The 25,803-nt window shown below is 41.6% G+C and carries 31 protein-coding genes; 18 read left to right on the plus strand and 13 right to left on the minus strand.

The window, feature by feature from the left end:
• Positions 1 to 280 (plus strand): IS1595 family transposase (locus J500_RS15260; RefSeq protein ID WP_034698995.1); only part of this gene is annotated, 280 nt, incomplete at its 5' end.
• A 171-nt stretch (positions 281 to 451) separates the two neighbouring features.
• On the opposite strand, the gene orn is transcribed toward J500_RS15260, so the two are convergent.
• Entirely contained in the window at positions 452 to 1,003 is a 552-nt protein-coding gene (gene orn, locus J500_RS15265; RefSeq protein WP_034700418.1) for an oligoribonuclease, read from the minus strand.
• Positions 1,004 to 1,124: 121 nt separating this feature from the next.
• On the opposite strand from orn, the gene rsgA reads away from it, so the two are divergent.
• The 4 genes from rsgA to secB all read left to right on the plus strand — a co-directional run bounded on the left by rsgA (position 1,125) and on the right by secB (position 3,447).
• Positions 1,125 to 2,183, plus strand: a complete 1,059-nt coding sequence (gene rsgA / locus J500_RS15270) for a ribosome small subunit-dependent GTPase A (RefSeq protein ID WP_034700420.1) — start codon at positions 1,125 to 1,127, stop codon at positions 2,181 to 2,183.
• Positions 2,184 to 2,275: 92 nt separating this feature from the next.
• Positions 2,276 to 2,692: a rhodanese-like domain-containing protein gene (locus J500_RS15275; RefSeq protein ID WP_004992628.1), complete on the plus strand. Its 417-nt coding sequence runs from the start codon at positions 2,276 to 2,278 to the stop codon at positions 2,690 to 2,692.
• Between the two features lie 10 nt (positions 2,693 to 2,702).
• Positions 2,703 to 2,960, plus strand: coding sequence for a glutaredoxin 3 (gene grxC, locus J500_RS15280; protein ID WP_004992626.1), 258 nt, complete (start codon positions 2,703 to 2,705; stop codon positions 2,958 to 2,960).
• Between the two features lie 28 nt (positions 2,961 to 2,988).
• Positions 2,989 to 3,447 (plus strand): protein-export chaperone SecB, encoded by a 459-nt coding sequence (gene secB, locus J500_RS15285; protein ID WP_034700422.1) that lies wholly within the window; start codon positions 2,989 to 2,991, stop codon positions 3,445 to 3,447.
• A gap of 60 nt (positions 3,448 to 3,507) precedes the next feature.
• On the opposite strand, the gene cybC is transcribed toward secB, so the two are convergent.
• Both cybC and coaBC read right to left on the minus strand, forming a co-directional pair.
• Positions 3,508 to 3,894, minus strand: a complete 387-nt coding sequence (cybC, locus tag J500_RS15290; RefSeq protein WP_034700424.1) for a cytochrome b562 — start codon at positions 3,892 to 3,894, stop codon at positions 3,508 to 3,510.
• 119 nt (positions 3,895 to 4,013) lie between these two features.
• Positions 4,014 to 5,270: a bifunctional phosphopantothenoylcysteine decarboxylase/phosphopantothenate--cysteine ligase CoaBC gene (gene coaBC / locus J500_RS15295; protein WP_034700426.1), complete on the minus strand. Its 1,257-nt coding sequence runs from the start codon at positions 5,268 to 5,270 to the stop codon at positions 4,014 to 4,016.
• 113 nt (positions 5,271 to 5,383) lie between these two features.
• On the opposite strand from coaBC, the gene radC reads away from it, so the two are divergent.
• Together radC and J500_RS15305 are read left to right on the plus strand one after the other, a co-directional pair.
• Positions 5,384 to 6,085 (plus strand): RadC family protein, encoded by a 702-nt coding sequence (gene radC / locus J500_RS15300; protein WP_034700428.1) that lies wholly within the window; start codon positions 5,384 to 5,386, stop codon positions 6,083 to 6,085.
• A 74-nt stretch (positions 6,086 to 6,159) separates the two neighbouring features.
• A complete protein-coding gene (locus J500_RS15305; RefSeq protein WP_004992618.1) occupies positions 6,160 to 7,071 on the plus strand; it encodes a bestrophin family protein in 912 nt (303 codons plus the stop codon).
• A 53-nt stretch (positions 7,072 to 7,124) separates the two neighbouring features.
• Here the strand turns inward: J500_RS15305 and J500_RS15310 are convergent, their stop codons facing one another.
• Positions 7,125 to 8,177 (minus strand): aldo/keto reductase, encoded by a 1,053-nt coding sequence (locus J500_RS15310; RefSeq protein ID WP_034700430.1) that lies wholly within the window; start codon positions 8,175 to 8,177, stop codon positions 7,125 to 7,127.
• Positions 8,178 to 8,282: 105 nt separating this feature from the next.
• Between J500_RS15310 and J500_RS15315 the strand changes: the two genes are divergently transcribed.
• The gene (locus tag J500_RS15315) at positions 8,283 to 9,200 is read left to right on the plus strand and encodes a LysR family transcriptional regulator (RefSeq protein ID WP_034700433.1); all 918 of its coding nucleotides are present in this window, start codon (positions 8,283 to 8,285) and stop codon (positions 9,198 to 9,200) included.
• Positions 9,201 to 9,204: 4 nt separating this feature from the next.
• Here the strand turns inward: J500_RS15315 and J500_RS15320 are convergent, their stop codons facing one another.
• A complete protein-coding gene (locus tag J500_RS15320; protein WP_034700435.1) occupies positions 9,205 to 10,056 on the minus strand; it encodes a PHP domain-containing protein in 852 nt (283 codons plus the stop codon).
• A gap of 44 nt (positions 10,057 to 10,100) precedes the next feature.
• On the opposite strand from J500_RS15320, the gene J500_RS15325 reads away from it, so the two are divergent.
• Genes J500_RS15325 through mnmC form a run of 4 tightly spaced genes read left to right on the plus strand, consistent with a single transcriptional unit; the run spans position 10,101 to position 13,450 of the window.
• The gene (locus J500_RS15325; RefSeq protein ID WP_004994898.1) at positions 10,101 to 10,715 is read left to right on the plus strand and encodes a septation protein IspZ; all 615 of its coding nucleotides are present in this window, start codon (positions 10,101 to 10,103) and stop codon (positions 10,713 to 10,715) included.
• A 32-nt stretch (positions 10,716 to 10,747) separates the two neighbouring features.
• Positions 10,748 to 11,050 carry a YciI family protein gene (locus J500_RS15330; RefSeq protein WP_004992606.1) on the plus strand — a complete coding sequence of 101 codons (303 nt, stop codon included), beginning with the start codon at positions 10,748 to 10,750 and terminating at the stop codon, positions 11,048 to 11,050.
• A 4-nt stretch (positions 11,051 to 11,054) separates the two neighbouring features.
• Positions 11,055 to 11,540 carry a hypothetical protein gene (locus tag J500_RS15335; RefSeq protein ID WP_034700437.1) on the plus strand — a complete coding sequence of 162 codons (486 nt, stop codon included), beginning with the start codon at positions 11,055 to 11,057 and terminating at the stop codon, positions 11,538 to 11,540.
• Between the two features lie 35 nt (positions 11,541 to 11,575).
• The gene (gene mnmC / locus J500_RS15340; protein ID WP_034700439.1) at positions 11,576 to 13,450 is read left to right on the plus strand and encodes an FAD-dependent 5-carboxymethylaminomethyl-2-thiouridine(34) oxidoreductase MnmC; all 1,875 of its coding nucleotides are present in this window, start codon (positions 11,576 to 11,578) and stop codon (positions 13,448 to 13,450) included.
• A gap of 96 nt (positions 13,451 to 13,546) precedes the next feature.
• On the opposite strand, the gene thrH is transcribed toward mnmC, so the two are convergent.
• Positions 13,547 to 14,164, minus strand: coding sequence for a bifunctional phosphoserine phosphatase/homoserine phosphotransferase ThrH (thrH, locus tag J500_RS15345; RefSeq protein ID WP_034700441.1), 618 nt, complete (start codon positions 14,162 to 14,164; stop codon positions 13,547 to 13,549).
• 160 nt (positions 14,165 to 14,324) lie between these two features.
• On the opposite strand from thrH, the gene J500_RS15350 reads away from it, so the two are divergent.
• Positions 14,325 to 14,945 (plus strand): phosphoadenosine phosphosulfate reductase family protein, encoded by a 621-nt coding sequence (locus tag J500_RS15350; protein WP_005002207.1) that lies wholly within the window; start codon positions 14,325 to 14,327, stop codon positions 14,943 to 14,945.
• 377 nt (positions 14,946 to 15,322) lie between these two features.
• The gene (locus J500_RS15355) at positions 15,323 to 16,720 is read left to right on the plus strand and encodes a WS/DGAT/MGAT family O-acyltransferase (protein WP_034700443.1); all 1,398 of its coding nucleotides are present in this window, start codon (positions 15,323 to 15,325) and stop codon (positions 16,718 to 16,720) included.
• Positions 16,721 to 16,758: 38 nt separating this feature from the next.
• Here the strand turns inward: J500_RS15355 and J500_RS17425 are convergent, their stop codons facing one another.
• The 6 genes from J500_RS17425 to J500_RS15380 all read right to left on the minus strand — a co-directional run bounded on the left by J500_RS17425 (position 16,759) and on the right by J500_RS15380 (position 21,568).
• Positions 16,759 to 16,935, minus strand: a complete 177-nt coding sequence (locus J500_RS17425; RefSeq protein WP_004992592.1) for a PA1571 family protein — start codon at positions 16,933 to 16,935, stop codon at positions 16,759 to 16,761.
• Positions 16,936 to 17,074: 139 nt separating this feature from the next.
• Entirely contained in the window at positions 17,075 to 18,529 is a 1,455-nt protein-coding gene (gene rng / locus J500_RS15360; RefSeq protein WP_004992590.1) for a ribonuclease G, read from the minus strand.
• A gap of 70 nt (positions 18,530 to 18,599) precedes the next feature.
• Positions 18,600 to 19,184 (minus strand): Maf-like protein, encoded by a 585-nt coding sequence (locus tag J500_RS15365; RefSeq protein ID WP_034700446.1) that lies wholly within the window; start codon positions 19,182 to 19,184, stop codon positions 18,600 to 18,602.
• The gene (gene mreD, locus J500_RS15370; protein WP_034700447.1) at positions 19,172 to 19,663 is read right to left on the minus strand and encodes a rod shape-determining protein MreD; all 492 of its coding nucleotides are present in this window, start codon (positions 19,661 to 19,663) and stop codon (positions 19,172 to 19,174) included. The genes J500_RS15365 and mreD overlap by 13 nt, the downstream gene beginning before the upstream one ends.
• Entirely contained in the window at positions 19,650 to 20,507 is an 858-nt protein-coding gene (gene mreC, locus J500_RS15375; RefSeq protein WP_004992584.1) for a rod shape-determining protein MreC, read from the minus strand. Before mreC ends, mreD begins: the two co-directional genes overlap by 14 nt.
• A gap of 20 nt (positions 20,508 to 20,527) precedes the next feature.
• Complete coding sequence (locus J500_RS15380; RefSeq protein WP_004992581.1) at positions 20,528 to 21,568, minus strand: rod shape-determining protein; 1,041 nt, start codon at positions 21,566 to 21,568, stop codon at positions 20,528 to 20,530.
• Positions 21,569 to 21,699: 131 nt separating this feature from the next.
• Here J500_RS15380 and gatC point away from each other — a divergent pair, with 131 nt between their 5' ends.
• The 3 genes from gatC (at position 21,700) to gatB (ending at position 25,042) form a co-directional block, all read left to right on the plus strand.
• Positions 21,700 to 22,011, plus strand: a complete 312-nt coding sequence (gene gatC, locus J500_RS15385) for an Asp-tRNA(Asn)/Glu-tRNA(Gln) amidotransferase subunit GatC (RefSeq protein ID WP_004992579.1) — start codon at positions 21,700 to 21,702, stop codon at positions 22,009 to 22,011.
• A 71-nt stretch (positions 22,012 to 22,082) separates the two neighbouring features.
• A complete protein-coding gene (gene gatA / locus J500_RS15390) occupies positions 22,083 to 23,561 on the plus strand; it encodes an Asp-tRNA(Asn)/Glu-tRNA(Gln) amidotransferase subunit GatA (protein ID WP_034700449.1) in 1,479 nt (492 codons plus the stop codon).
• Positions 23,561 to 25,042 (plus strand): Asp-tRNA(Asn)/Glu-tRNA(Gln) amidotransferase subunit GatB, encoded by a 1,482-nt coding sequence (gene gatB, locus J500_RS15395; RefSeq protein WP_034700451.1) that lies wholly within the window; start codon positions 23,561 to 23,563, stop codon positions 25,040 to 25,042. Before gatA ends, gatB begins: the two co-directional genes overlap by 1 nt.
• Before the next feature lie 48 nt (positions 25,043 to 25,090).
• Here the strand turns inward: gatB and J500_RS15400 are convergent, their stop codons facing one another.
• Positions 25,091 to 25,480, minus strand: a complete 390-nt coding sequence (locus J500_RS15400) for a hypothetical protein (protein WP_034700453.1) — start codon at positions 25,478 to 25,480, stop codon at positions 25,091 to 25,093.
• A 5-nt stretch (positions 25,481 to 25,485) separates the two neighbouring features.
• On the opposite strand from J500_RS15400, the gene J500_RS15405 reads away from it, so the two are divergent.
• Positions 25,486 to 25,803, plus strand: a 318-nt coding sequence (locus tag J500_RS15405; protein WP_034700455.1) for an IS5/IS1182 family transposase, incomplete at its 3' end; no start/stop codon positions are given.

A 25,803-nucleotide genomic window follows, 5' to 3' on the forward strand; every position in this document is an offset into this window, starting at 1 on the left:
TGACAGTATTGTTTATACAGATCACTGGCATAGTTATAATGCTTTGGACATAGCAGGTTTTAGACATTATAGAATCAATCATTCAAGCCATTTTGCGAATGGGCATAATCACATCAATGGCATTGAGAATTTCTGGAATCAGGCGAAAAGAACGCTAAGAAAATATAATGGAATACCCAAGGATTCTTTTCACTTGTTTATTAAGGAATGTGAGTTTAGATTTAACTACGGTAGTCCAAAACAACAACTAAAAACTTTGCGGTTTTGGACTGAAATTTGAATCTTATCTAGTACAGCCCCTTATTTTTTTATCTCATCAAAGTCAATTAAAACAAGCTGAATTCAATCCAAATTCAGCTTGTTATTTTTAAAAACCAACCTTTTAATTTTAAAGAAGGATTTTATCCAATCTATACAAAATCATTAACGTATCGTTTTATTTTCTAATTGATTAGTTCTTAATAAAAAAGTATTCACGATAATATTTCAGCTCGGCAATCGAATCACGAATATCATCCATCGCTAAATGCGAAGCATTTTTTTTCAAGCCGCTCATGATTTCTGGACGCCAGCGTTTAGCCAGTTCTTTCACACTCGACACGTCCAAATTACGGTAATGAAAAAATTGTTCGAGTTCAGGCATTAAACGATGCAAGAAACGACGATCCTGACAGATCGAATTACCACACATCGGCGAGCTTTTTGGGCTGACCCATTTTTTTAAAAATTCAAGCGTTTGCAGCTCTGCATCCTGAGCGGTTAATTTGCTACGACGCACACGTTCAATCAAGCCCGACTGTCCATGTTGACGTGTATTCCATTCATCCATAGCATTTAAAATACGATCTGGCTGATGCACTGCCAAAACTGGACCTTCTGCCAAAATATTTAAATGATCATCTGTAATAATCGTTGCAACTTCAATAATCTGGTCATTGTCTGTATCTAAACCAGTCATTTCGAGGTCAATCCAGATTAACCGTGTATCTAATGTGCTGCTCATGAATATGGAATCTTAAAGGCTTGAAAAACATCAATAGTAGCAAATTAATTACATCTTGGCTGTAATTCCATAGCCAGTTCATGCTATTTTTGCCACCTCAAACAGTGGGTTTTAGGAATGAATGGCTCTAATTCGTAAACGGCGCTTAACTGAACAACAGCAACGCCGCATAGACAAACAACATAAGGTACGCCAAGAGGAAATCGAGACTTCTCATGATCTGGAAGGCTTGGTTGTGCAGCACTATGGTCGCCAACTTGAAGTACAGGCTTTATCTGTACCCGAGCCTCATCCTGAAAAGCCCATAGTTGCTGCAGGTGAACCAGAACCTTTTTGGAAACCCATAGAAATCGGCAGTGTCTGGCGTTGTCATACGCGCACCAATCTTGAACTCTTGGTCACAGGTGATCGAGTCAAATGGCAGGCCGATCCCAATACAGGTTTAGGCATTATTACTGCCATTCATCCACGCCAATCCTTACTCACTCGTCCTGATCGCTACCATAAAGTCAAACCTGTGGCGGCCAATATCAGTCTGATTGTGATTGTCTTTGCGCCATTGCCAGAACCTGCACCAAGTCTAATTGATCGATATTTAGTCGCCTGTGCAGACGCCAATATCCCTGCGCTGTTGGTGCTTAATAAATCTGATTTACTACAAGAGCATGATCCAATTTTGACCTTACTCGATGAATATAAGGCGCTGGGTTATGAAAGTCTGATTTGTCAGGCCAAAGGTGATTTATCAGCGTTACGTGAACGACTCGATGGTGAAACCGTGGCATTTGTTGGACAGTCTGGTGTCGGTAAAAGCTCACTCATCAATGCCATCGTGCCAGATGCAGAGCAAAAAACTAATATCATTTCAGAGAACTCGGCATTGGGACAACACACCACCACCTCCACTCGGTTGATCAGTTTTGGTCAAAATGGCGCACTGATTGATTCTCCGGGGATACGTGAATTTGGGCTTTGGCATTTAAATGCCGATAAAATTCGTGAAGGCTTCCCAGAAATTGCTGCGCACTTGGGACATTGCCAATTTCGTAACTGTACGCATACGCATGAAAAACAGTGTGCACTCAAAAATGCGGTTGTCGCGGGTGAAATTTTACCGCGTAGACTTGAAAGTTATTTGCGTTTAAATGAAGAAATTCAGGATGCGCAACAAAAAAGTTAATTTTCTATCAAAATTACCCTTGAACTGGTGATTTTGATCACCATGTATATGAGCTATACTCTACGTCAATTTTAAGCTGAATTAGGTGACTTGTGGAACGCTGGTTAGAGTTTATGGGGAATCACCCCTTTTTGTTTGGAATCTTGGCTGTTTTAATTGTGCTGTTCTTTGTGTTTGAAGGGCAACGTAATGGTCGTAAGATTTCCCCACAATCACTTGGTATTTTAGTTAAAGCGAAAAATGCTCAACTGATTGATCTACGTGATGCGGGTGATTTTCGTGAAGGTCATATCAGCGGTAGCCGTAACATTCCATACAGCCAACTGACTAGCCATATTGATGAGTTAAAATCAAGTGACCGCCCATTGGTGTTCATTTGTAATTTAGGTCAGGTTGCAGGTAGTGCCCTGCAAAAAGTTGGTCATGCTGACAGTTATCGTCTTGATGGCGGAATTAGTAACTGGAAAGCACAAAACCTGCCACTGGTGAAAAGCAAAACCAAAGCTTAAGGAGAACTTTATGTCTGCAAATATCACGATTTACTCGACCACAATGTGTCCGTATTGTGTGCGTGCAAAACAGCTTCTTGAGCGTAAAGGCGTTGAGTATAAAGAAATTAATTTATCCAATGAAGCCCCAGAAGTGCGCGTTGAATTGATGCAACGCACCAATCATCGCACTGTGCCTCAAATTTTTATTAATGATCAGTTTATTGGTGGTTTTGACCAGCTTTATGCTTTAGAGCGTGATGGTAAACTCGACCCGTTACTGGCCTAAACTCGCTTAAATTGTAAAGGAAAAAAGAATGAGTGAAGAACAACAAACTCAACCACAACTCTCTTTAGAACGTCTTTATACCAAAGACATTTCATTTGAAGTTCCTGGGGCGCAAGTTTTTACTAAACAATGGCAACCAGAGTTGAATATCAACCTTTCATCTGCTGCTGAAAAAGTTGATCCAACGCACTTTGAAGTGTCATTAAAAGTAGTGGTTCAAGCCAATAATGATGGCGAGACAGCGTTTATTGTAGATGTCACTCAAGCAGGTATTTTCCTGATTGAAAATATTGAAGAAGAACGCCTTCCATACATTCTAGGTGCTTATTGTCCTAACATTCTGTTCCCGTTCTTGCGTGAAGCAGTCAATGATATGGTGACAAAAGGCAGTTTCCCTCAATTACTGTTGACTCCTATCAACTTTGATGCTGAATTTGAAGCCAATATGCAACGTGCTCAGGCAACCGTTGCTGAAGGTCAGGCTTAATTGCCCAAATAAAAAAACCACCGTTTGGTGGTTTTTTTATGTCTAATATTCGGTCAGGCTTCATTTAAATTTTTTATGATTTTCATTGCGAATATTAAGCAGGTTTTTGCCTTCTACTTTCGCCTGAGCCAATTGATTGGCTTTGACCAATCCAGACGTCTTATCAATTTCAGCGACCAGTTGATCAAGTCCAGCCTGATAGGCTTTAACATCAGCGCTATGATCTGGCTGATTTTTTAATTTATTGGGTTTCGATGTTTTAGAATCAAGCGCAGCCATTCGCATTTTTGTCAGTGCAGAACTGGCATCGTTGGCATTAGTCGATTTATTAAAATCTGCATAAGCAGTTGCAATTGTTACCATGTTGTCATGTAAAGTGGCTGCCGTCGCAAGGTGGCTCAATCCAAAACAACTTAGAAACAATGCACTGAACCATACTTTCTTCATCGGTGCATTCCCTGTTTAGTCAATCATTTGACTGCTCAAACATAACCAAGTTTCAAAAAAAGAAAAAGCGCCTTTTGTTGGAGCTTTGTCTCAAATTTAGCTGTATAAACACAGGCGGTTTAAATTTTGCGTTTTAAAGCATCGGCAATGGCTTCGACCAATTGCTGCGAAATTTCCTGTTTAGAGGCTTTTTCAAGTTCACGTTTATTCATATGATAACTTTGTGCAAAAAACACAGTCATGGCATTTTCATCTGAAGCAAAACCAATATCTTTACGTGAGACATCGTTACAAGCAATCATATCCAGTTTTTTCGCCACTAGTTTGCCTGCTGCATATTCTTCAACATTTTGCGTTTCTGCGGCAAAACCCACCATAAATGGGCGCTGTTGTTGCTGTGCAATCGTGGCAACAATATCTGGATTTTTAATCAGTGAAACTGCCAACTCATCGCCCGCTTTTTTAATTTTTTGATCTGCCACTTGAGCAACGCGGTAATCTGCCACTGCTGCCGTTGCGATAAAAATATCACAGCCTTCATCTAGCGTTTGCATACTCGCATCCAGCATTTGCACAGCTGAAGCAACATTGACACGTTGCACACCATTTGGTGTATCCAGTGTTACAGGCCCAGCAATTAAGGTCACTTTCGCACCCGCTGCATAACACGCCGCCGCAAGCGAAAAGCCCATTTTCCCCGTACTATGATTGGAAATATAACGCACAGGATCAATCGCTTCGCGTGTAGGCCCTGCGGTCACCACTACATGCTTCCCCGCCAATAATCCAAATTTTTCTGCGATGGCACGTTGGGCTTTATGAAAATATTCGCGCACCTGATAAGCCAATTGTTCAGGTTCAGGCATACGCCCCAGACCAACATCCCCACAAGCTTGCGAACCTGCATCAGGCATGATCACATGCACACCATCTTCCACCAATGTCTGTAAATTACGCTGTGTGGCTTTTGCTGCCCACATTTGCTGATTCATGGCAGGCGCGACCCAAATAGGCGCTTTAGTCGCCAAATACAAGGTACTGAGTAAATCGTCTGCTAAACCGTGCGCAAATTTTGCCAAAGTATCGCAGCTTGCTGGCGCAACCAAAACCAAGTCGGCCCAACGCGCCAACTCGATATGCCCCATGCCCGCTTCTGCTTCAGGATCTAGTAATTCGGTATGTACAGGATTACCTGAAAGTGCCTGAAAAGTTAAGGGGGTAATAAATGCTTGTGCGCCGTGGGTCATCACCACACGCACATTAAATCCATAATCTTTTAGCCGACGAACGATAATCGCACTTTTGTAGGCTGCTATGCCGCCAGTAACCGCTAGGATGATGTTTTTATGAGGAATAACACTTAAATCAAAGCTCACAAACAGCTTACCTTTATGTTGCAGTGGCGCTCACAATAGCATTAAATACGCGCATACCCAAGTGATTGGCTATGAAATCAGAATTAAAATAATGGCAATAAGTGATATTTATAATGAATCATTCTATTAAACAATCGATCAAAGCGTGGCCACAACAAGAACGCCCACGTGAACGCCTGCTAGAACAAGGCGCAAGCAGTTTATCAGATGCAGAATTACTGGCGATTTTCTTACGTTCAGGCTCGAGACAGCACTCTGCGGTTGAACTGGCTAGACTCCTGATTCAGCATTTTGGGGGGCTTAATCCTGTATTTGACGCTTCACAGGAAGAACTGTGTCAGTTTCATGGAATGGGCGCGACCAAATATTCACAATTAATGGCAGTCAAGGAATTAGGCAGACGTTATTTGAATAATCATTTTCATCAAGATTATTTAAATCTGGATTCATCTCAACTGGTACTCGATTATTTACGTTATGAGTTACAAGGTGAAACGCAGGAAGTGTTTGCTGTCCTGTGTCTGGATAGTCAGTTACGCAAGTTACATTTCAAAAAACTGTTTTTTGGCTCTACCAATTTTTGCAGTGTTTCAATCAAACAAACCTTGCGTTATGCCATTCAACAACATGCTAGTTTTATCGTGATTGCACATAACCATCCCTTTGGTGAAGTACGGCCTTCGGTCGAAGATATTGAAATGACCCAACAGTTAAAACAGGCTTGTGAATGTGTCGAGATCAAGTTGATTGATCATATTATTGTGGCTAAACAGGCAACTTTTTCATTTGCTGAACAGCGACTGCTCAATTTATAAAATCATGTTGCAATTGTATTGACAAAGCCTGATCAACTGGTAAAGATCATAAAAAAATCCTTGCCCGTTGAATCATGATTGTACGCGACCAAACCGATCTCATAAAGTTACTGTTTTCTTGGCGCGGAACGATTTTACCCAAAATTTTACCTGCTCTCGGCGTGGTGATGCTGCTTTCTGCGATTGTCGGTGGGCTTGAATATACTCAGATTTATCATTTCCCAGAACTTCCCCTTGTCGGTTTTACCCTCATTGGCGTCGTACTTTCCATATTTTTAGGCTTTAAAAATAGTGCCTGTTATGATCGCTGGTGGGAAGGCCGTAAACTCTGGGGAGCCTTGATCGCCAATGCACGACATTTTGATCGGGACTGCCGTATTTTGCCACAAGGTCGTCGTGAAAAAGTCATTCAACATGTGATTGTTTTTGCCAATACACTTCGTGATCGCCTGCGTCATCAAACAGCACATCCGACTGAGCTGACAGAAACCACAGGAATGAGTCAACAAGCCCTGACGCAGCTCTATCAACAACATAATGCACCACAATACACTTTAAGCCTGATTCAATGGGAGTTAATGCAATCGCTCAAAGAAGGTGAGATCAGTGACATTATTTACACGCAGTTAAATCGCTATGTCACCGAACTCAGTCTAGTACAGACCGGTTGCGACCGTATTGCCAACACCCCTATTCCCTTTGCTTACTCGGTTTTGCTGAATCGTACCGTGTTCTTTTTCTGTTTTATGTTGCCTTTTAGCGTGGGGCCTATTCTGGGTTTAGGGACGCCATTACTGGTCGGGATTTTAACCTATACTTTTTTAGGGCTGGATGCTTTAAGTTCTGAAATTGAAGAACCCTTTGGCACACAAAGTAATGACCTTCCACTCGATTCGATGGTGCGGCTCATCGAAATTGAGTTATTAGGAACTTTAGGCAGACCAACCCCACCGCCTATTCAAGCTCAAGATCATAATTTGTTATAACATCTAGCCTCTTCTTATATCTCACGCACAGATCTTATAGAAAATGCTTCAGATCAGTGACGAATAAATTGAGAGTCAACAATTGATTTAAAGCGCTCTGTAAATTGTCCATTCCAATACGGATAATAAGGATAAGCTGGATAAATCGCACTCGCCTGATTCAATTTTTCAACATGTTCATGGGATAAATAAATATCTTTGGCCTTTAGATTATCTTGAAGTTGTGTTTCGTTTCGAGCGCCAATCAGCACACTCGCCACAGTGGGTCTTTGTAATAACCACTGTAAAGAAATTTGAGGAATGGTATAGCCTGTTTGTTCCGAAATTTCTTTCAAAGCATCAATTACTTGGTATAAATGATCTTCGTTGACAGGAGGAGCAAATTGAGCAGTATCATGCAAGCGACTTTCAGCAGGGATCGGATGTTGTCGATCAAATTTTCCTGTCAAACGCCCCCAGCCTAATGGACTCCAGACCACAGCAGCAATTTGTTGATCATCATTTAAAGGCATTAACTCCCATTCATAATCCCGACCGATCAATGAGTAGTAAACCTGATTGACCACAAACTTTTCATAACCATAATGGTCGGCAATCGCTTGTGCCTTCATTAATTGCCAACCTGAAAAATTTGAAACGCCGATATAACGTACTTTTCCACTTCGAACCAATTCATCAAGTGTTTTCATCAGTTGATGCAATGAAGTAAAGCTATCAAACTGATGGATTTGCAACACATCAATATAATCTGTACCCAAGCGCTTTAAAGACTGCTCTACGGCATATTGCAAATAGTTGCGGCTAAAACCTGCCGCATTTAACCCATCTGAGCTTCGAATACCGATTTTGGTAGAAATGATCGTGTCTTTTCTATCTAAGGCTAAAGCCTTGCCCAACATTGTCTCAGACTCGCCATCGGAATAGACATCAGCAGTATCAAAAAAATTAATTCCAGCATCCAGACACATTTGTATCATACGATTAGCTTCGTTTTGACTCGGTTGTCCCCAAGCAGAAAAAAGTTGACCTTTGCCGCCTAAAGTCCCTGCACCAAAACCAAGCTCAGAGACTTTTAAACCCGAGTTTCCTAAAAAATGATAATTCATTACTCACTCCAGCTTCGTGTTTTATCTTGTTAAATTCACAATAGCGCAATGACATTTTCAAAAAAACCATGATAATGAGAAAATACTTTTCTGATTTTATTGATCATGAATACAGAAGATTTTCAATTTTTTATTCGCGTTGCAGATCTGGGCTCTATCAGTAAAGCTGCACAAGAAGCCAATATTTCGGCATCTGTTGCCAGTCAAAGGATTCAGAGATTAGAAAACAATCTACAGTTACGTTTATTTCACCGAAGCACAAGAAAATTAAACTTGACGGAAGAAGGAAAAATACTTATTGAGCACGGTCGCCCTTGGATTTCTGATTTTTTAAACGTGCAACAGTCGTTAAAAGTCAAAGACCATACCCTCAATGGAACACTCAGAATTACAACATCTTCAACCTTTGGAACGAAAATTTTAACGGCCGTTATTGCTGAGTTTTCTCTTTTGCATCCTGAGCTAAAAATTTATCTGGATTTAAATGACCAAAATATTGATCTCATCAAATATGGTATGGATTTGGCGATTAGAATTGGTCAGTTGAGAGATTCAAGCTTAATTGCAAAACCATTAACTTTAAATAAACGCTTATTGTGTGCATCTCCAGATTATCTGCAAAAATATGGTTGTCCTCAGACCCCATCTGAATTGACATTGCACCGATGTCTGTTACAACAGCATGAAAATGGTTTAACGGATCATTGGCAGTTGCTTGATGAAAATGCTGAATATCAAACTATCCGTGTCAATGGATATTTTACAACGAACTCTGGTGAAGCAATCAGACAGGCATCCTTATCTGGATTAGGCATATCCAATCATTCGATCTGGCATATCGCTGATGATTTAGCCTCAGGTAAACTCGTTCAGATCCTTCACAATTATCCCGTCGAATCTACTTCGATTTATGCTGTATGGCCAAATCGAAAACTTGTTCCACCCAAAATCCAATTCTTCTTAGAATACTTAAGCCATTACTTTCAATATCAATATCCGTGGTATGACGATAAAACGGATTAAACTTTTATCTAAACACATTCCAAATTCCCTGTTGATCCGCTTTTGGCACAGGCGTATTCCCAAGTTTAATCCACGGCATATTATCACCATGAAAATCACTGCCAATTGAAACTTTTAAATCCAACTGTTCGATCATTCGATCGACCATTTGACGAGTAGATAAGGGCTCAACACTTGGCGGTAATTCCACCGCATCACCTTTAAGTTGTGCAAACAGTTCAATCAAATAACGGACATTGGTCGCCGATAAGTCATAGCGCGTCGGATGTGCCAAAATTGCATAGCCTTCGCTTTGGTGAATGATCTGAATAGTCTCTTGTAGACTCAAACCATCAAACTTCACAAACGCACGTTTACCTTCTTTTAGAAACCGATCAAAAGCCTGCTGTGGACGTGAAACAATATCCTTGTTCACTAGGGTTTTAGCAATATGTGTTCGCGTGATTCGATCTGCCTCTCCATCGACCAAAGTCAGCACATCTTCATAAATATCCTGTCCGATACAATTTTTAAGTAAATGGCAAATTTGTTTGGCACGTTCTGCACGAATCTTTTTTTGTATCCTAAGTGCATCTTGTAGAGGTTCAGGCTGTTGCATATCTAAGGCGACAATATGCACACCATAGCTCTTTTTCGTGGCTGGACGTGACCATTGACTGGAGATTTCAACACCAGAAATGATATGAATATCATACTGTTGAGCAGTTTTTCGAACGAGTTCCACACCATCCATCGTGTCATGATCAGTCAAGGCCAGCGTATGAATACCACATTCAACTGCCGATTTGACCAATGCATCTGGTGACAAAGTTCCATCAGAAATATTGCTATGTGTATGTAAATCTATGCCTTGCATCTTTATACTATGCCACTTCGTTGATCCAGTTTAGATACTCTAACATGAAAGCACTTTTAGACTTTGTGCCCCTCATTATTTTCTTTTATTTATACAAAACCGTTGATCCCAAAGATACGCATCATCCCTTATTACAATTGATTGGATCAGCAGGTGGTGTCGATAACAATAATATTCTCGTCGCGACAACGGGTCTGATTATTTCCATGTTGGTTATTTATGGTGGATTGTTCATTACCCAAAAGTTCCGTCTGGAGAAACAGCAATGGATTGTGCTGTTCATGACCGTCATTTTTGGCGGTATTACCTTGATGCTCAGTGATGATTTCTATATCCGTTTAAAAGCCGTGATTTTAAATCTAATTTTTGCAGGGGCATTTTTACTTTCACCGATGTTCAGCAAAGATAAGAAACCACTGATCCAACGTTTATTTGGTCCGATTTTTGAACTGAGTGAACAAGGCTGGAAAAATCTAAACTTTGCTTGGGCAGCCATGTTCGTGGTGATGTCGCTGTTACATTGCTTTTTTGCCTTTATTTTTATGCATGGCAAATATTGGGGTGAATTTACAGCTTTTGGTGACATGATCGTCATGTTTTCCTTTATCATTATTCAGTTTGTTGTATTGCGTAAATACTTTAAATCGCCTGATGCTTAAATTGCTTTAAAATCAAACTCTGAGATTGACCTATGCCATTATTTGTAGTCACCTGTACCGACAATGACGGAACTGTAGAAAAACGTTTAGCTGTTCGCCCTCAACATCTTGAACGATTACAAAAACTGGATGATGAAGGTCGTCTGATTGTGGCAGGTGCAATGCCTAAAGATCCGACCAATCCACAAGCGGGTTTTTATGGCAGTACCATTATTGTAGACTTTGACAGTCGCGAAGCACTGGATACGTGGCTCAAAGATGAGCCTTTCCTGCTTGAAGGGATCTATGCAAACATTGAAGTTAAACCATTCAATAAAGCATTTCCGAAAGAGTAAAATTATGTCAACCATTTCCAAAGTGCTTATTGGTTTATCACTATTATGTTCGACGGCATGGGCTGTTGAAGCTGTACCCAACGCAGCAGCTCCAACATCAGTGGCAGCAACCGCCACAACAACTGCAACCACAACTGCAAAACCAGCGCCTGCCAATAGCGCTGTTGTTGCTGACCCAAATGCAGAAACCAAACCGTTAACAGCCGAACAAATTGCAAAAGCCAAAGCTGATCAGGACAACAAAATCAAGGCATTGGTTAAAGATCAAGCAGGACGACTCAAACAACTGGAACAAGCCAATCTGGATGCTTTAACTCAGAATCAAGAGTTACAACTTAAAAATGATAATCTGTTGGTTCAGGTTCAAGTCTTACAAAGTGAACGCAGTGCGCAAATGTTTTTGTACGGCGGTGCAGTCATGGGCGTAGGTGTATTTCTGGGCTTTCTGATTGCCAGTTATATTCACACCAAACGTCGTCGTCAGTGGTAAAATTCATCCTTTAAAACGATTTTAAAGGTTTTTCAGTGACAAGCTCTGGTATTGAAACGGCTGAACTGGATTGGGAATCTGTCGATGGCATTGATATTCCCATTTCCAGACAGTTTGGCGATGTTTATTTCTCTAAAGCCAATGGCTTACTTGAAACCCGACATGTTTTTTTAAATGGCAACGATCTCAGTACGCGGTTAAGTCAACTACAACCTTTTCAATATTTCTGTGTCGGTGAAACAGGGTTTGGTACAGGCTTAAATATTTTAACCTTGTGGCAACTCTGGCAACAGGTACGTCCAGCTAATCAGAGCCATTTACATGCCATCAGCGTTGAAAAATATCCTTTAAACAAAACCGATTTGATTCGTGCATTGAATGCTTGGCCTGAACTCAAACCTCTTGCCGACCAACTTATTGCACAGTATCCGCTTCCAATCGCAGGCTGTCACCGTTTAAGTTTTCCTGAAGAACGATTTAGTCTGGATCTATGGCTAGGTGATGCACATGATGTTTTCCCTATGATTGAAAAAACCAAAGCGGTTGATGCATGGTTTCTTGATGGCTTTGCACCCTCATGCAATCCAGAGCTTTGGGAAGAACAGGTGCTCAATCACATCGTCAGGCTTTCTGATATTGGGACAACTTTTGCATCGTTTAGTGTGGCAGGGGTACTCAAGCGCGGCCTTAAAAAACATGGCATTGCCATTTCCAGACCCAAAGGGTTTGGTCATAAACGTGAAATGCTCAAAGCAATCTGGCAACAGACTGAAGAAAAAACTGAATCATCTGCTATAGATCAGCCTACCGAAGACTTTAAACCACAAAATATTGCGATTATTGGGGCGGGAATCGCGGGTTTAAATGTGGCGTGGGCATTGGCTCAACGTGGACACCACATTACCATCTATGAGCAGAAGCAACCACTCTCAGGTGGATCAGGCAATCCGTTGGCCTTGCTTAATCCAAAACTCTGTCCGATTGAACAAGCGCATGAGCATTTAATGACCCTGACATGGCAATATGCTTTAAATTTTTATCCAAAATTTGAAGCTTTTCGTGCCATTCAAGTCAACCAAATGGCACAAAAAAACCCACAAGACTTACTCGATCTTGCAGAACAATATCCAGTTGGATTATTACAAACACAAATGCCTGAACAGAGTCAAATTGCCACGACGTTGCCCAGTTTAAAGCTGACACAGGCTGGCGCGATTTCTCCGCATCAGCTTCGTGATCAAATCTTGAAACACCGCAATATTGACCTGAAAATTGGCAAAGTCACACAATTGATCGAAATGGGGTCGATGGTTCAACTCATACAAGATCAACATGTTTTAGCAGAGGCAGATCAAGTCGTCGTGTGTTGCGCTAAAGCCAGTTCAGACTTATTTGACCAATACCCTGTCCTAAAGCCGATTCGAGGTCAAGTCAGTTGGCTAAACAATAGCGAACACCCTTTAGCTCAAGACCAAGCGTATAGTTATGGCGGTTATTGTATGCAGCTGGATGCTGAACATTTAATTTTAGGCGCATCGTTTTACCCAAATCGGGAGGATGAAGATGTTCTGCTAGAAGACCATGTGCATAACTTTGATTTAATCCACAGCGTCTATCCAACTTATGCACAACACTTACCAGATCCTGCCGTTTGGGAAGGACGCGCCTCTATCCGAGCGCAAACGGCTGATTATTTCCCATTACTCGGACAAGTTCAGGAAAACTCGCGTATCTTTACCTTTGCAGGTTTAGGTTCTAAAGGGTTTTTATTTGCGCCATTGTGTAGTGAAATATTGGCAGCCTTGATGTTGTATGAAGCCTGTCCCGTGCCAGCATCATTATTACAAAAATTAAATCCGCGCCGTTTCTTCAAAAAAGTTAAAACCAAAAAACCTTATTTTAATGCCTGATCTATTTTACCCAGTAAACTGTGTAACTCTTCTTGATGATTTTGGATTGCAAAACCAAAGGCGCTTAAAGCGCCTTTGGTTTAAATAACTTAGCGATTAAGCAGGAATATCACGTTGTGAAACTGAACGAATCGCTTCTTTTAACGCATCATATCCATGAATCGCAGGGAATTGAGGAAATTCAGCAATCACATTATCTGGCGCATCAAACAAGAAACCATGGTCTGCTTCGCCTAACATCGTGGTATCGTTATACGAATCACCTGCTGCAATTACACGGAAATTCAGACCATGCAAAGCTTTCACAGCTTCACGTTTTTGATCTGGTTGGCGGAGTTTATAAGCCGTGATCATACCTTTATCATCTGTTTCCAATTTATGACAGAAAATCGTTGGCCAACCTAATTGTTGCATCAAAGGATGTGCAAACTCATAGAAGGTATCTGAAAGAATGATCAATTGAAAATGAGTACGTATCCATTCCACAAACTCTTTCGCCCCAGGCAATGGCCCCATATCGGCAATCACCGCCTGAATGTCATTTAAGCCTAAACCATGTTGTTTTAAAATATTTAAGCGCTGTGTCATGAGCACATTGTAGTCTGGAATATCACGCGTAGTGGCTTCAAGCTCTTTGATGCCTGTTTTTTTTGCAAAATTAATCCAGATTTCAGGAACCAAAACACCTTCCAAGTCTAAACAAACGATTTCCATGCTCACTCCAGCGGATTTTAAAAATGGCATTAGTTTAACATGTAGACTTTTCTGCACACACAATCTTTTAAACTCAAATTGAGCGATTATTCAGGTTGACGCTTCAAATTAGATTATAATAATCTGCAAAATCAGTTGATATCTAATAAGGCACACTGGAATGAGTTTAGATTTAGAACGTATCAATGCAGAATTAGGCAATGATGCTGAAAAGTTGATTGAATGGGCGCTGAGCCTGAATGAAAAAGCCATTGTGACGACGAATTTCCGTCCGTTTGAAGCCGTGATTTTGCATATGCTGACACGTGTTAAACCCGACATCCAAGTCGTGTGGATGGATAATGGCTACAACACCGAAACCACCTATAAATATGTGGACGAAATTACCAAACGACTCAATCTCAATCTACTCACCTATCTACCGAAACGCTCTCGCGCCCATCGTGAAGCTTTGGAAGGCCCAGTACCTGCACTAGATGATCCAAAGCATGAAGCTTTCACCGCAGAAGTCAAACTAGAACCATTTGAACGCGCTTTACGCGAAACTGCACCGAAAGTCTGGTTTACGGCTTTACGTGCCACCGATACCGCAGTTCGTGCGGAAATGGACGCAGTCAGTATCAATCCAGATGGACTGATTAAAGTTGCACCCTTACTCAAATGGACATCGAAAGACCTGTGGGAATATATGCAAAAACATAATCTTCCTGATAATGAAGATTATTTTGATCCGACCAAGGGCGAAGAACATCGTGAATGTGGCTTACACTTAAGTCATTAATAGCTTAGTTTTAAAAAGGTAGCTTATGAAAATGGCTACCTTTTTTATTGATCAAATGATTCAATCAAACAATGGCTTTCACAGGTCATGTTTATCTCTTTATTAAAGGAGATAATGAAAGAAAACCTAAACAGCGATGAATAAATGCTCCATAGAGACTTCATTTTCAAAAGGACGAATACGTCAATTTATAAACAACAAGTATTGAGTAAAATCAATGCTTCTGTGTTATCTCAACATTCATCACATTTTATTGGCTTTATGTACATTTTTGCTTATATACTAGTCATACACTTCTAATAGACACGTGTTCTATAATTCTAAAAACGTAGCTCATCAAGGGTTATTGATATAATTGCAGTGAGGCAATCCAAGCTATGCGCCCATTACACCCAATTGACTTTATATTCTTATCCTTAGAAAAAAGACAACAGCCTATGCATGTAGGCGGTCTGTTTTTATTTGAAATTCCAGAAAATGCCCCAGATACATTTATGCAAGATCTGGTCAACGATATTCGCAAATCCAAAACCATTCCTGTCCCGCCATTTAACAATCGACTGAGCGGTCTCTTTTGGGATGAAGATGAAGAGTTCGATCTGGACCATCACTTTCGACATGTCTCCTTACCCCACCCGGGACGAATTCGCGAGTTACTGATTTATATTTCTCAGGAACATAGCACTCTCATTGATCGGGCAAAACCGCTCTGGACATGCAATATTATTGAAGGGATTGAGGGTAATCGCTTCGCCATGTATTTCAAAATTCATCATGCGATGGTAGATGGCGTTGCAGGGATGCGTTTGATTGAAAAATCACTATCAGATGATCCAACAGAAAAAAGTATCGTTCCCCCTTGGTGTGTCGAAGGCAAACGCGCTAAACGTTTAAAAGAGTCCAAGCCTGGACGAATCAAAAAAGTGTTAATGGGCTTGAAAGATCAACTGCAAGCTACGCCACGCGTGATGCAGGAACTTTCTCAAACACTGTTAAAAGATTTCGGGCGTAATCCTGATTATGTCTCGAGCTTTCAGGCACCGAGTTCAATATTGAATCAACGCGTCAGCTCTTCACGCCGTTTTGCGGCACAGTCATTTGAGCTAGATCGCTTTCGTCATATTGCCAAAGCACTTGATGTCACCATCAATGATATCGTTTTGGCGGTGTGTTCTGGTGCATTACGCGAATATCTGATTAGCCATCAAAGCTTGCCAAATAAACCATTAATTGCGATGGTGCCAGCTTCGTTACGCAGTGATGACTCTGACGTCAGTAATCGAATTACCATGATTCTGGCAAATCTGGCGACCCATAAAGATGATCCTTTAGAACGCTTACAAACGATTCGTCGTAGCGTACAAAATGCCAAACAGCGCTTTAAACGCATGACCAGTGATCAGATTTTAAACTATAGTGCTGTGGTCTATGGTCCTGCTGGACTGAATATCTTATCTGGCATGATGCCAAAACATCAGGCATTTAATCTGGTCATTTCCAATGTTCCTGGCCCACGTGAGCCACTTTACTGGAATGGCGCTAAACTGGATGCACTTTACCCTGCTTCTATTGTCCTTGATGGACAAGCGCTAAACATCACCATGACCAGTTATCTGGATAAACTTGAAGTGGGTTTAACTGCTTGCCGTAATGCGTTGCCACGTATGCAAAATTTATTGACACATCTAGAAGATGAAATTCTTCGTTTTGAACAACTAATTGCAGAAAAAGAAAGTATGCAACAACGTGAAACTCAAATCAGTGCAGTCAGTTAAGCCATCACAAGAATAAAATAAGGGGCTTGATATGCCCCTTATTTTTTAATGGTACGACATTGTTTGAGTAATTGATGGCACACTGAGCGGATCATCGCGGTGGTAATTTGTACTTCTTTACCTTGATCGTCCACCATATAACATGTATTCACAACATTGCTGCTGTCCATGACATGTTTTAAACCTTGACCAAGTAATCTTTCACTTACATTCATGCTAGAGAACCTCGACTTGCTAAGACGTCTAAAAAGGGAGAATTTGTCTTTGGCTACTGGATATGTCTAGTATTTAAAATTCGCAGGCGAAAGTAAAATTTCAGTTGTAACAAGGATTAAGCGAAATCCTGTTACAATTTCAGCTTAAAATGATGTCATATTGCTCTTGCGTGTATAAATTTTCGACCTGAAATTTTATGACACGATTCACAAAATGCTCCAAATCCGCGACAGCAGTAGCTTCCGCCGTCAATAAGCGATCGATCACCGCAGGATGCGCAACGACAGTAAAGCCACTCTTGGATTCAAATGCTCGGGTATATCTTAAAATTTCTCGAAATATCTCGTAACACACTGTTTCTGCTGTCTTCACATAACCCCGCCCCTGACAAGTCGGGCAGGACTCACACAGCAAATGTTCCAAAGATTCGCGCGTACGTTTGCGCGTCATTTCTACCAGACCAAGCTCAGACACTTGTGTAATTTTGGTTTTAGCATGGTCACGTTCCAGCATCTTTTCGAGCTGACGCATCACTTCTTCACGATGCAGGGCCTCTTGCATATCAATGAAATCAATGATGATAATACCGCCCAGATTACGAAGTCGTAACTGACGTGCAATGACCTGTGTCGCTTCCATATTGGTTTTAAAAACCGTGTCTTCGAGACTACGACCGCCTACATAAGAGCCGGTATTAACATCAATGGTGGTCATCGCTTCGGTTTGATCGATCATCAAATAACCGCCAGACTTTAAGGCAACCCGAGTCTGTAAAGCCTTTTGAATATCTTCTTCGACATTATATAAATCGAATAATGGACGCTCGCCGGGATAATGAATCAATCGATCTTTGATATTGGGGACAAATTCATCGATAAATTCCACCAGTTTTGCATGAATTTCACGTGAATCTACATATACCTTTGAGGTTTCTTCATTGGCTAAGTCTCGGATTACCCGCTGTGGTAAAGGTAATTCTTCAAAAATTAGATTTGGAACGACACCACCTTTTTGCTTACGTTGAATAAACTCCCATAGCTTTGCCAGATAGCACATATCCTGCGCAATCGATGCTTCATCAATCCCATCAGCAGCCGTTCGAACAATCACGCTCCCTGGTAAATTGTGTTCTTTTTGAATACGCTCAATCATGCTACGCAGACGATCTCGTTCTTCTTCCGATTCAATCCGCTGTGACACCCCAATATGATTACCATAAGGCATCAGAACCAGATAGCGTGAAGGAATGGAGAGATCAGTACTTAAACGCGCGCCTTTAGTACCAAGCATATCTTTCATCACTTGCACAGTGAGAATTTGCCCCGGATGTAAAAGCTCAAAAACATTTGGCATTGGCTGCGAACGTGGCCAAACCATGTCATTGATATGTAGAAATGCAGTTCGGGATAATCCAATATCGACAAAAGCCGCCTGCATACCCGGCAATACACGAACCACTTTTCCTGTATAGATATTGCCGACCAAGCCACGTTTGACTGTCCGCTCAACAAATAATTCGTTGACTGTTCCGTTTTGGATTAATGCCACCCGACACTCCATAGGCGTGACATTAATCAGTAGTTCTTCTGACATACTCAAACTCAAAATGTTATAAAAATTCTTGTTCCAGAGTTAAAGAAGATCAAGCGTCCAATCTAATCGATTAATTAAAGCCGCCGTTTTCCCCTATAAACTTAACTCTTTTTAATAACTGTATTGTCTCGAATAAAGGCAAGCCCACCACATTGCTATAACTGCCTTCAATTCGAGGAATAAATTGGGCAGCTGCTCCCTGTATGGCATATGCGCCTGCTTTACCCACAGGTTCCCCTGTTGCCCAATAATTTTCCATATCTGCTTGAGTTAAATGCTGAAATTCAACTCGGGTCTGTACAACTTGACTCAAAAAATCGCTTGCAGTGGCTACACAAATTCCAGAAAAAACATCGTGCTGACGACCAGACAATGCGGTCCAGATTTCAAAAGCATGCGCTTTAGATTCTGGCTTTCCAATGATCTTACCATCAAGTCCCAAACTTGTATCCGCTGCTAAGATCACCGCATCTGGACACTGGCTAAAAATGACTTGAGCTTTTTCTCGTGCCAGACGTTCAACATAACTCGAAACGGATTCATTGTCCTGTATAGATTCATCAATATCTGGACGAACAATATCAAAGTCCAAACCAAGCTGCCTAAGCAGCTCTTGTCGTCTGGGCGAGCTTGACGCCAAAATTAAATGCGCCATTTATGTAAACAATAATAAATGATCGGCCAACATAAAATACTGGTCATCAACGGTTGCCAATGGCGAGCAATGGAAAAATGGAAGCCTCCCATGATTTGCGCCATCCACATAAAAAACAAATGCGCAATCAAGGCTAAAATCACAATCGTCCATAAGTTCATAAACGTTAAAATCCGTCTTTCACGAGTGAAATAACGCACAATAAACGTGATCAAAACAAAACTCAGCGCATTGAGTCCTAATGGCGAATCGATTAATAAATCGGTAAATAATCCAGTGGCAAATGCAAACCAGACGCCACACCACGTTGGCTGACACAGCACCCAGAACAGCATGACCATCAACATCACCAATGGTCGCCAGCCCGAAACATCATAGGACAATGGATAAATCATTAAAATCGAACTGATCACTATTGAAATAATAATAATGATCAGAGGATCTTTACGCTTTTCATATTTTAACTTAGCGATTGGCATACGGTTGCTCCATCGCTAGGGATTCAGAAAATAACACCACAACATGATGTCCACTGGCCAACTGCGCCGCAGGAGTCACATCAATTTCAGAGAACTCACCCGAATTATGTCGACGGACCAACGAGACTGTTCCCACCAGATAACCTGCGGGGAAATGTTCGCCCAATCCCGAACTATAGACTTTATCCCCAATTTGTACATTGGCACTTGTGGGAACATATTCCATTTTTAAACGTCCAAGATCGCCAGTTCCAGACACGATGGCGCGCATCCCAGTCCGTTCCAAACGCACAGAAAGTGAATGTTCTTTATCTGAAAGCAGCATGATACGTGAACTATGTGGATAGACATTAATGACCTGCCCCATAATCCCCTTATCATCCAAAACTGTTTGACCGACTTTAATCTGATTGGTCTCACCGCGGTTGATAATAATGATATGACGCAATGGATCTGCATCTGTCCCGATCACTTCTGCAATTTCCATACGCCCATCAATAATTAAAGGCGTATCCAATAATCCCCGCAAACGGGTATTTTCCGCAGAGAGTTCAGATAATTTTTGTAGGCGCACCTGTGCCTGAAGCAACTCAGCCTGCATCGCTGTATTTTCACGACGTAACTGGGTTTCAGACTTGGTTTGTTGGTTGAGCCATTCTCGCGACAGTACAGGATAGCTGGCTAGTGCATAAATCGGGTTATATGCAGCATAGGTTACATCCCTCGCAGGCTTGATAACATGGGGCATGCGCCAGTTAATAAACAGCAACACCAGACATGTAATAACCGCGATGACAAACGAGCGAAAAGATGGCGGTTGTCTTGAAAAAAGATTCGGTTGCACCGCCTCGTCCTTAAAAAGTATTAACCAACAAAGAGCATGTCATGATTTGGGTTATCAAAGAACTCCAGTACTTTACCACCACCACGTGTCACACAAGTCAGAGGATCTTCTGCAACGACCACGGGTAAGCCTGTTTCCTGAGCAAGTAACTTATCTAGATTACGCAATAAAGCACCGCCGCCGGTTAAGACAATTCCGCGCTCTGCGATATCAGAAGAGAGTTCAGGTGGAGTTTGTTCAAGTGCTGATTTCACCGCACTGACAATGCTTTGAAGTGGATCAGAAATCGCTTGCATGACTTCATCAGAAGTCACGGTAATTGAGCGAGGTACACCTTCTGCCAAATTACGACCACGAACTTCTATTTCCAAGGTCTGACCATCTGAAACCGCCATGCCCACTTCTTTCTTGATGATTTCAGCGGTTGTTTCCCCAATCACACAACCGTGTGCTTTACGCACATAATGAATAATTTGCTCATCAAATACATCCCCCCCGATACGGAGTGAGTCGGCATAGACACAGCCTTGAAGTGAGATAATCGCAATCTCGGTGGTACCACCACCCACATCAACCACCATTGAACCACACGCTTGTTCAACTGGCATACCAGCACCAATCGCAGCGGCCATTGGTTCTTCAATTAAACGCACATCACGCGCACCTGCATTAAATACAGCCTCACGGATGGCACGGCGTTCAACTAAAGTTGATTTGCATGGCACACACACCACCACACGTGGTGCGGGTGGAAATAAGCGTTTTTCATGTACTTTACCAATAAATTGGTTCAACATGGTTTCGGTGACTTCGAAATCAGCAATCACACCGTCTTTCATTGGACGAATTGCAGAAATATTGGCTGGCGTACGACCTAACATTTGTTTAGCATCGAGACCTACCGCAGCTACAATTTTCTGCGAACCACTGTGACGAATCGCCACAACAGTCGGCTCATTTAATATAATACCTCGGCCTGGTGCATAAATAAGTGTATTTGCTGTACCTAAATCAATGGCTAGATCTGGCGAAAACAAGCCAATTAGTCGTTTTAGAATCACGGATCGTTCTCAGTTAAACTTTATATGGACGCAAGTTGGCAACTTTAACTAAATGTGATGCTTTGAACAAGTCAATCGCTTATTATAAGCCACATTATTTGCAAATTTTTAATACTGACTTAGGTGATGTTATGTCTACATCGGATGCTCAGCATTCAGATTTAAATGCACAAACCGTATCTCAAATCGCCAATCTTGCTCGATTGTCGCTTAATGATACGCAATCTAGCGACTATGCTCAAAGTCTAAATAAAATTTTAGACATGATGGACAGCCTAAAAAGCATTGATACTGAGGGTGTTGAACCTCTGAAAAGTCCGTTTGACAACCCGCAGCCCTTGCGTGCGGATGTGGTCACTGAAAGCAATCATCGCGATGAATATCAAGCAGTTGCACCTGAAACGCAGGACGGACTTTATCTGGTTCCACGCGTCATTGAATAGTTAAAAACAGATAAATTCTTTGTGATTTATCTCCCTAAATTTTAGAATTTGACGATATAGAATTTTTACTTATGACAGATTTACATCGCTTATCTATTCGTGAACTTTCCGAAGGCTTAAGCCAGACGAAATTTTCCTCACGCGAATTGACTCAACATTATCTGGATCGTATTGCCAAACTTGATGCCCAGATTCAAAGTTATGTGACTGTCACGCCTGAACAAGCACTGGCTGAGGCAGATGCAGCCGATACAGCACTGAAAGCAGGCAATGCCACAGTATTAACAGGCATTCCGTTAGCACATAAAGATATTTTTTGTACCCAAGGCATTAAAACTACTGCTGGTTCAAAAATGCTAGATAATTTTATCTCACCTTATGATGCCACCGTGGTCGCTAAAGCCAAAGCTGCGGGTCTGGTCACTTTGGGTAAAGTGAATATGGATGAGTTCGCAATGGGCTCAACCTCAGAAAGCTCCTATTTTGGTGCGACCAAAAACCCATGGGCGCTGGATCGAGTTCCCGGTGGTTCGTCTGGCGGTTCAGCGGCAGCTGTTGCGGCTGATCTTGCACCTTTTGCTACAGGGACAGATACAGGTGGGTCGATTCGTCAACCTGCGTCATTCTGCGGCTTAACAGGCTTAAAACCGACTTATGGTCGTGTCTCTCGCTTCGGGATGATCGCCTACGCATCTTCACTGGATCAAGGCGGACCAATGGCACGTTCGGCTGAAGATTGTGCCTACTTGATGAATGTGATTGCAGGACATGATGCCAAAGATTCAACTTCGGTCGAGAAAGATGTCGATGACTATGTGGCAAACTTGAATGCAACCTCGTTGAAAGGCTTGCGTATTGGGATTCCAAAACAATACTTCAATGTGGCAGGTTTAGATGCTGACGTTAAAGCACGTGTTGAAGAATCTTTGAAAAAGCTTGAAGAGATGGGTGCAATTCTAGTTGAGATTGATCTCAGCATGACTGAAAGCTATGTGCCTACCTATTACTTGATTGCCCCTGCTGAAGCATCTTCGAACCTGTCACGTTATGATGGTGTGCGTTATGGCTACCGTTGTGAAAATCCAGTCGATTTGATGGATTTATACAAGCGTTCACGTTCTGAAGGCTTTGGTGCTGAAGTACAACGTCGTATCCTGATTGGAACTTATGCCCTTTCTGCGGGTTATTACGATGCGTATTATGTGAAGGCACAAAAAGTACGTCGTTTGATCCAACAAGACTTCTTAAAAGCATTTGAAACTGTTGATGTGATTGCAGCACCATCTGCACCAACGACTGCCTATAAGATTGGAGCTGATTTAACCCCTGTTGAAATGTATTTGGGCGATATTTATACCCTTGCAGTGAACTTGGCAGGTTTACCCGCGATCAACGCACCTGTGGGTTTAGACAATAACAACTTGCCAGTGGGCTTACAATTGATTGGAAATTATTGGTCAGAATCACAATTGCTCTCAATTGTGCATCAATACCAACAAGATACAAACTTCCACACTCAACGTGCGGCAATTGCTGAGGAGACTGCATAATGAACGATACTTCTAAAGCAGCTCAAAAGTTAAAGCTGATTGACGGTTGGGAAGTCGTAATTGGAATTGAGATTCACACGCAGTTGGCAACCCAATCTAAAATTTTCTCAGGTTCATCGACTGAATTTGGTCAAGACCCGAATACTCAAGCGAGTTTGGTTGATTTGGCTATGCCGGGTGTCTTGCCTGTCTTAAATGCCGAAGTGGTAAATTTGGCCATTCGTTTTGGTTTGGGCATCGATGCTTATATCGATCAAGCATCGGTGTTTGCACGTAAAAACTACTTTTACCCAGACTCTCCTAAAGGCTATCAGATTAGCCAGATGGATAATCCAATTGTCGGTTTGGGTCATATCGACATTCAGCTTGAAGATGGTGAAGTTAAGCGTATTGGCGTGACACGTGCGCATCTTGAAGAAGATGCAGGCAAGTCAATACATGACCAATTTGAAGGTCAGTCGGGAATTGATTTAAACCGTGCAGGTACACCATTACTCGAAATTGTATCTGAACCCGATATGCGTTCGGTCGAAGAAGCCGTTGCCTATATCAAATCGATTCATACTTTGGTGCGTTGGTTAGGTATTTCGGATGGCAACATGGCAGAAGGCTCGTTCCGTGCGGACTGTAATGTGTCATTGCGTCGTCCGGGTGATGCATTTGGTACTCGTTGTGAGTTAAAAAACCTCAACTCATTTCGTTTCATTGAGCAAGCGATCAATGTTGAAATTGAACGCCAAATGGAAATTTTGGAATACGGCGGTTCGATTGATCAGGAAACCCGTTTGTTTGATCCGAACAAAATGGAAACCCGCTCAATGCGTTCTAAAGAAGAAGCGAACGACTATCGCTACTTCCCAGACCCAGACTTGTTGCCTGTGATCATTGCAGATGAACAAATTGAAGCCATTAAGGCCACCATGCCAGAATTACCTGCTGCACGTCGTGAACGCTTTATCGCAGATTTTGCTGTGACTGAATATGATGCGCATGTTCTCACGCTTTCACGCGAAATGGCAGATTTCTATGAAGCTGTGGTTGCAGCATCTGGCGGTGCTGCACAAGGTAAGATTGCGGCAAACTGGGTGATGGGTGAATTCTCAGGCGCTTTAAACAAAGCGGGTTTAGAATTAGCGGATTCCCCTGTTTCTGCTGAACAGCTTGGCGGTATGATTGCGCGTATTGTGGATAACACCATTAACGGTAAAATTGCGAAGCAAGTGTTTGGCTTTATGTGGGAAGCAGAAGGTAAATCTGCGGATGACATTATTAGCGAGAAAGGCCTGAAGCAAGAAACCGATACAGGTGCGATTGAAGCGATTATCAAAGACGTGCTTGCAGCCAATGAAAAAATGGTTGAGGAATACAAGTCTGGTAAGGAAAAAGCCTTTAACGGTCTAGTCGGTCAAGTCATGAAAGCTGCAAAAGGTAAAGCCAACCCTGCTCAAGTGAATGAATTGATGAAGAAATTGATTGGTTAAGCTAATCTAGTTTCAAAAGAAAACCCGCTTTAGAGCGGGTTTTCTTTATTAATGGGAAGTTGTAGCAATAATTTTCTCAGCAATAAATTTAACAACGGGAAGATATTTTTTTACAGTAGTTTCACTTTCACTAAATGGAATAAACCTTTCTGCTCTATTATATTTATCACTAGAGTGAACTATACCATTCCTAATAGCTTTTATAGTTCTACCAATGATATCAATTACATTATTTTCATCCAACCCTTTTTTGTCGATATTCTCACCAAATATATCAACCCCTTCACCACGCCGGATATCTAAAGAATGTACATAATTTAGAAGAGCTTCAGGTTGAATATATTCATGCAAAACACATAGAAGCATTTTATTTTCATCATTCTCGTAATTATATCTTTTTATGGCTTTGTTGCATAAATAAATTTCATCCCCATACATGTTAGATGAATACAGAATCAAAAAGCCGATACAAAACAACGAACTGGTCTGAGTACAATCAGGCTTTACGTCAACGGGGTGCTTTCACCATTTGGTTTGATCCCCAAATGCAATGGTCTGCAACACCTACTGGAAAAAAAGGACGTCAACCTACCTACACTGATATAGCAATTCAATTTGCCCTGACGATACGAAACCTGTTCCAACTGGCTTTACGCCAAACACAAGGTTTCATTCAAAGCCTTTTTCAAATGGCTCACCTCGACTGGAATGTTCCAGACTTCTCAACATTGAGTCGGCGAGCAGATAAGCTGCAGCCACTT

The organism is Acinetobacter sp. 479375 (genome assembly GCF_000581715.1).
Classification (GTDB): domain Bacteria; phylum Pseudomonadota; class Gammaproteobacteria; order Pseudomonadales; family Moraxellaceae; genus Acinetobacter; species Acinetobacter ursingii.

What these genes read in the sequence shown, in the direction of transcription:
- J500_RS15365 (WP_034700446.1), bottom strand. Translation starts at nt 19,184, where the DNA reads ATGGCGCATTTAATTTTGGCGTCAAGCTCGCCCAGACGACAAGAGCTG.
- J500_RS15305 (WP_004992618.1), top strand. Translation starts at nt 6,160, where the DNA reads ATGATTGTACGCGACCAAACCGATCTCATAAAGTTACTGTTTTCTTGG.
- cybC (WP_034700424.1), bottom strand. Translation starts at nt 3,894, where the DNA reads ATGAAGAAAGTATGGTTCAGTGCATTGTTTCTAAGTTGTTTTGGATTG.
- J500_RS15355 (WP_034700443.1), top strand. Translation starts at nt 15,323, where the DNA reads ATGCGCCCATTACACCCAATTGACTTTATATTCTTATCCTTAGAAAAA.
- rng (WP_004992590.1), bottom strand. Translation starts at nt 18,529, where the DNA reads ATGTCAGAAGAACTACTGATTAATGTCACGCCTATGGAGTGTCGGGTG.
- radC (WP_034700428.1), top strand. Translation starts at nt 5,384, where the DNA reads ATGAATCATTCTATTAAACAATCGATCAAAGCGTGGCCACAACAAGAA.
- J500_RS15320 (WP_034700435.1), bottom strand. Translation starts at nt 10,056, where the DNA reads ATGCAAGGCATAGATTTACATACACATAGCAATATTTCTGATGGAACT.
- J500_RS15325 (WP_004994898.1), top strand. Translation starts at nt 10,101, where the DNA reads ATGAAAGCACTTTTAGACTTTGTGCCCCTCATTATTTTCTTTTATTTA.
- J500_RS15330 (WP_004992606.1), top strand. Translation starts at nt 10,748, where the DNA reads ATGCCATTATTTGTAGTCACCTGTACCGACAATGACGGAACTGTAGAA.
- J500_RS15310 (WP_034700430.1), bottom strand. Translation starts at nt 8,177, where the DNA reads ATGAATTATCATTTTTTAGGAAACTCGGGTTTAAAAGTCTCTGAGCTT.
- gatB (WP_034700451.1), top strand. Translation starts at nt 23,561, where the DNA reads ATGAACGATACTTCTAAAGCAGCTCAAAAGTTAAAGCTGATTGACGGT.
- secB (WP_034700422.1), top strand. Translation starts at nt 2,989, where the DNA reads ATGAGTGAAGAACAACAAACTCAACCACAACTCTCTTTAGAACGTCTT.
- thrH (WP_034700441.1), bottom strand. Translation starts at nt 14,164, where the DNA reads ATGGAAATCGTTTGTTTAGACTTGGAAGGTGTTTTGGTTCCTGAAATC.
- orn (WP_034700418.1), bottom strand. Translation starts at nt 1,003, where the DNA reads ATGAGCAGCACATTAGATACACGGTTAATCTGGATTGACCTCGAAATG.
- J500_RS15350 (WP_005002207.1), top strand. Translation starts at nt 14,325, where the DNA reads ATGAGTTTAGATTTAGAACGTATCAATGCAGAATTAGGCAATGATGCT.
- gatC (WP_004992579.1), top strand. Translation starts at nt 21,700, where the DNA reads ATGTCTACATCGGATGCTCAGCATTCAGATTTAAATGCACAAACCGTA.
- rsgA (WP_034700420.1), top strand. Translation starts at nt 1,125, where the DNA reads ATGGCTCTAATTCGTAAACGGCGCTTAACTGAACAACAGCAACGCCGC.
- J500_RS15400 (WP_034700453.1), bottom strand. Translation starts at nt 25,480, where the DNA reads ATGTATGGGGATGAAATTTATTTATGCAACAAAGCCATAAAAAGATAT.
- J500_RS17425 (WP_004992592.1), bottom strand. Translation starts at nt 16,935, where the DNA reads ATGAATGTAAGTGAAAGATTACTTGGTCAAGGTTTAAAACATGTCATG.
- J500_RS15335 (WP_034700437.1), top strand. Translation starts at nt 11,055, where the DNA reads ATGTCAACCATTTCCAAAGTGCTTATTGGTTTATCACTATTATGTTCG.
- mreD (WP_034700447.1), bottom strand. Translation starts at nt 19,663, where the DNA reads ATGCCAATCGCTAAGTTAAAATATGAAAAGCGTAAAGATCCTCTGATC.
- J500_RS15315 (WP_034700433.1), top strand. Translation starts at nt 8,283, where the DNA reads ATGAATACAGAAGATTTTCAATTTTTTATTCGCGTTGCAGATCTGGGC.
- gatA (WP_034700449.1), top strand. Translation starts at nt 22,083, where the DNA reads ATGACAGATTTACATCGCTTATCTATTCGTGAACTTTCCGAAGGCTTA.
- grxC (WP_004992626.1), top strand. Translation starts at nt 2,703, where the DNA reads ATGTCTGCAAATATCACGATTTACTCGACCACAATGTGTCCGTATTGT.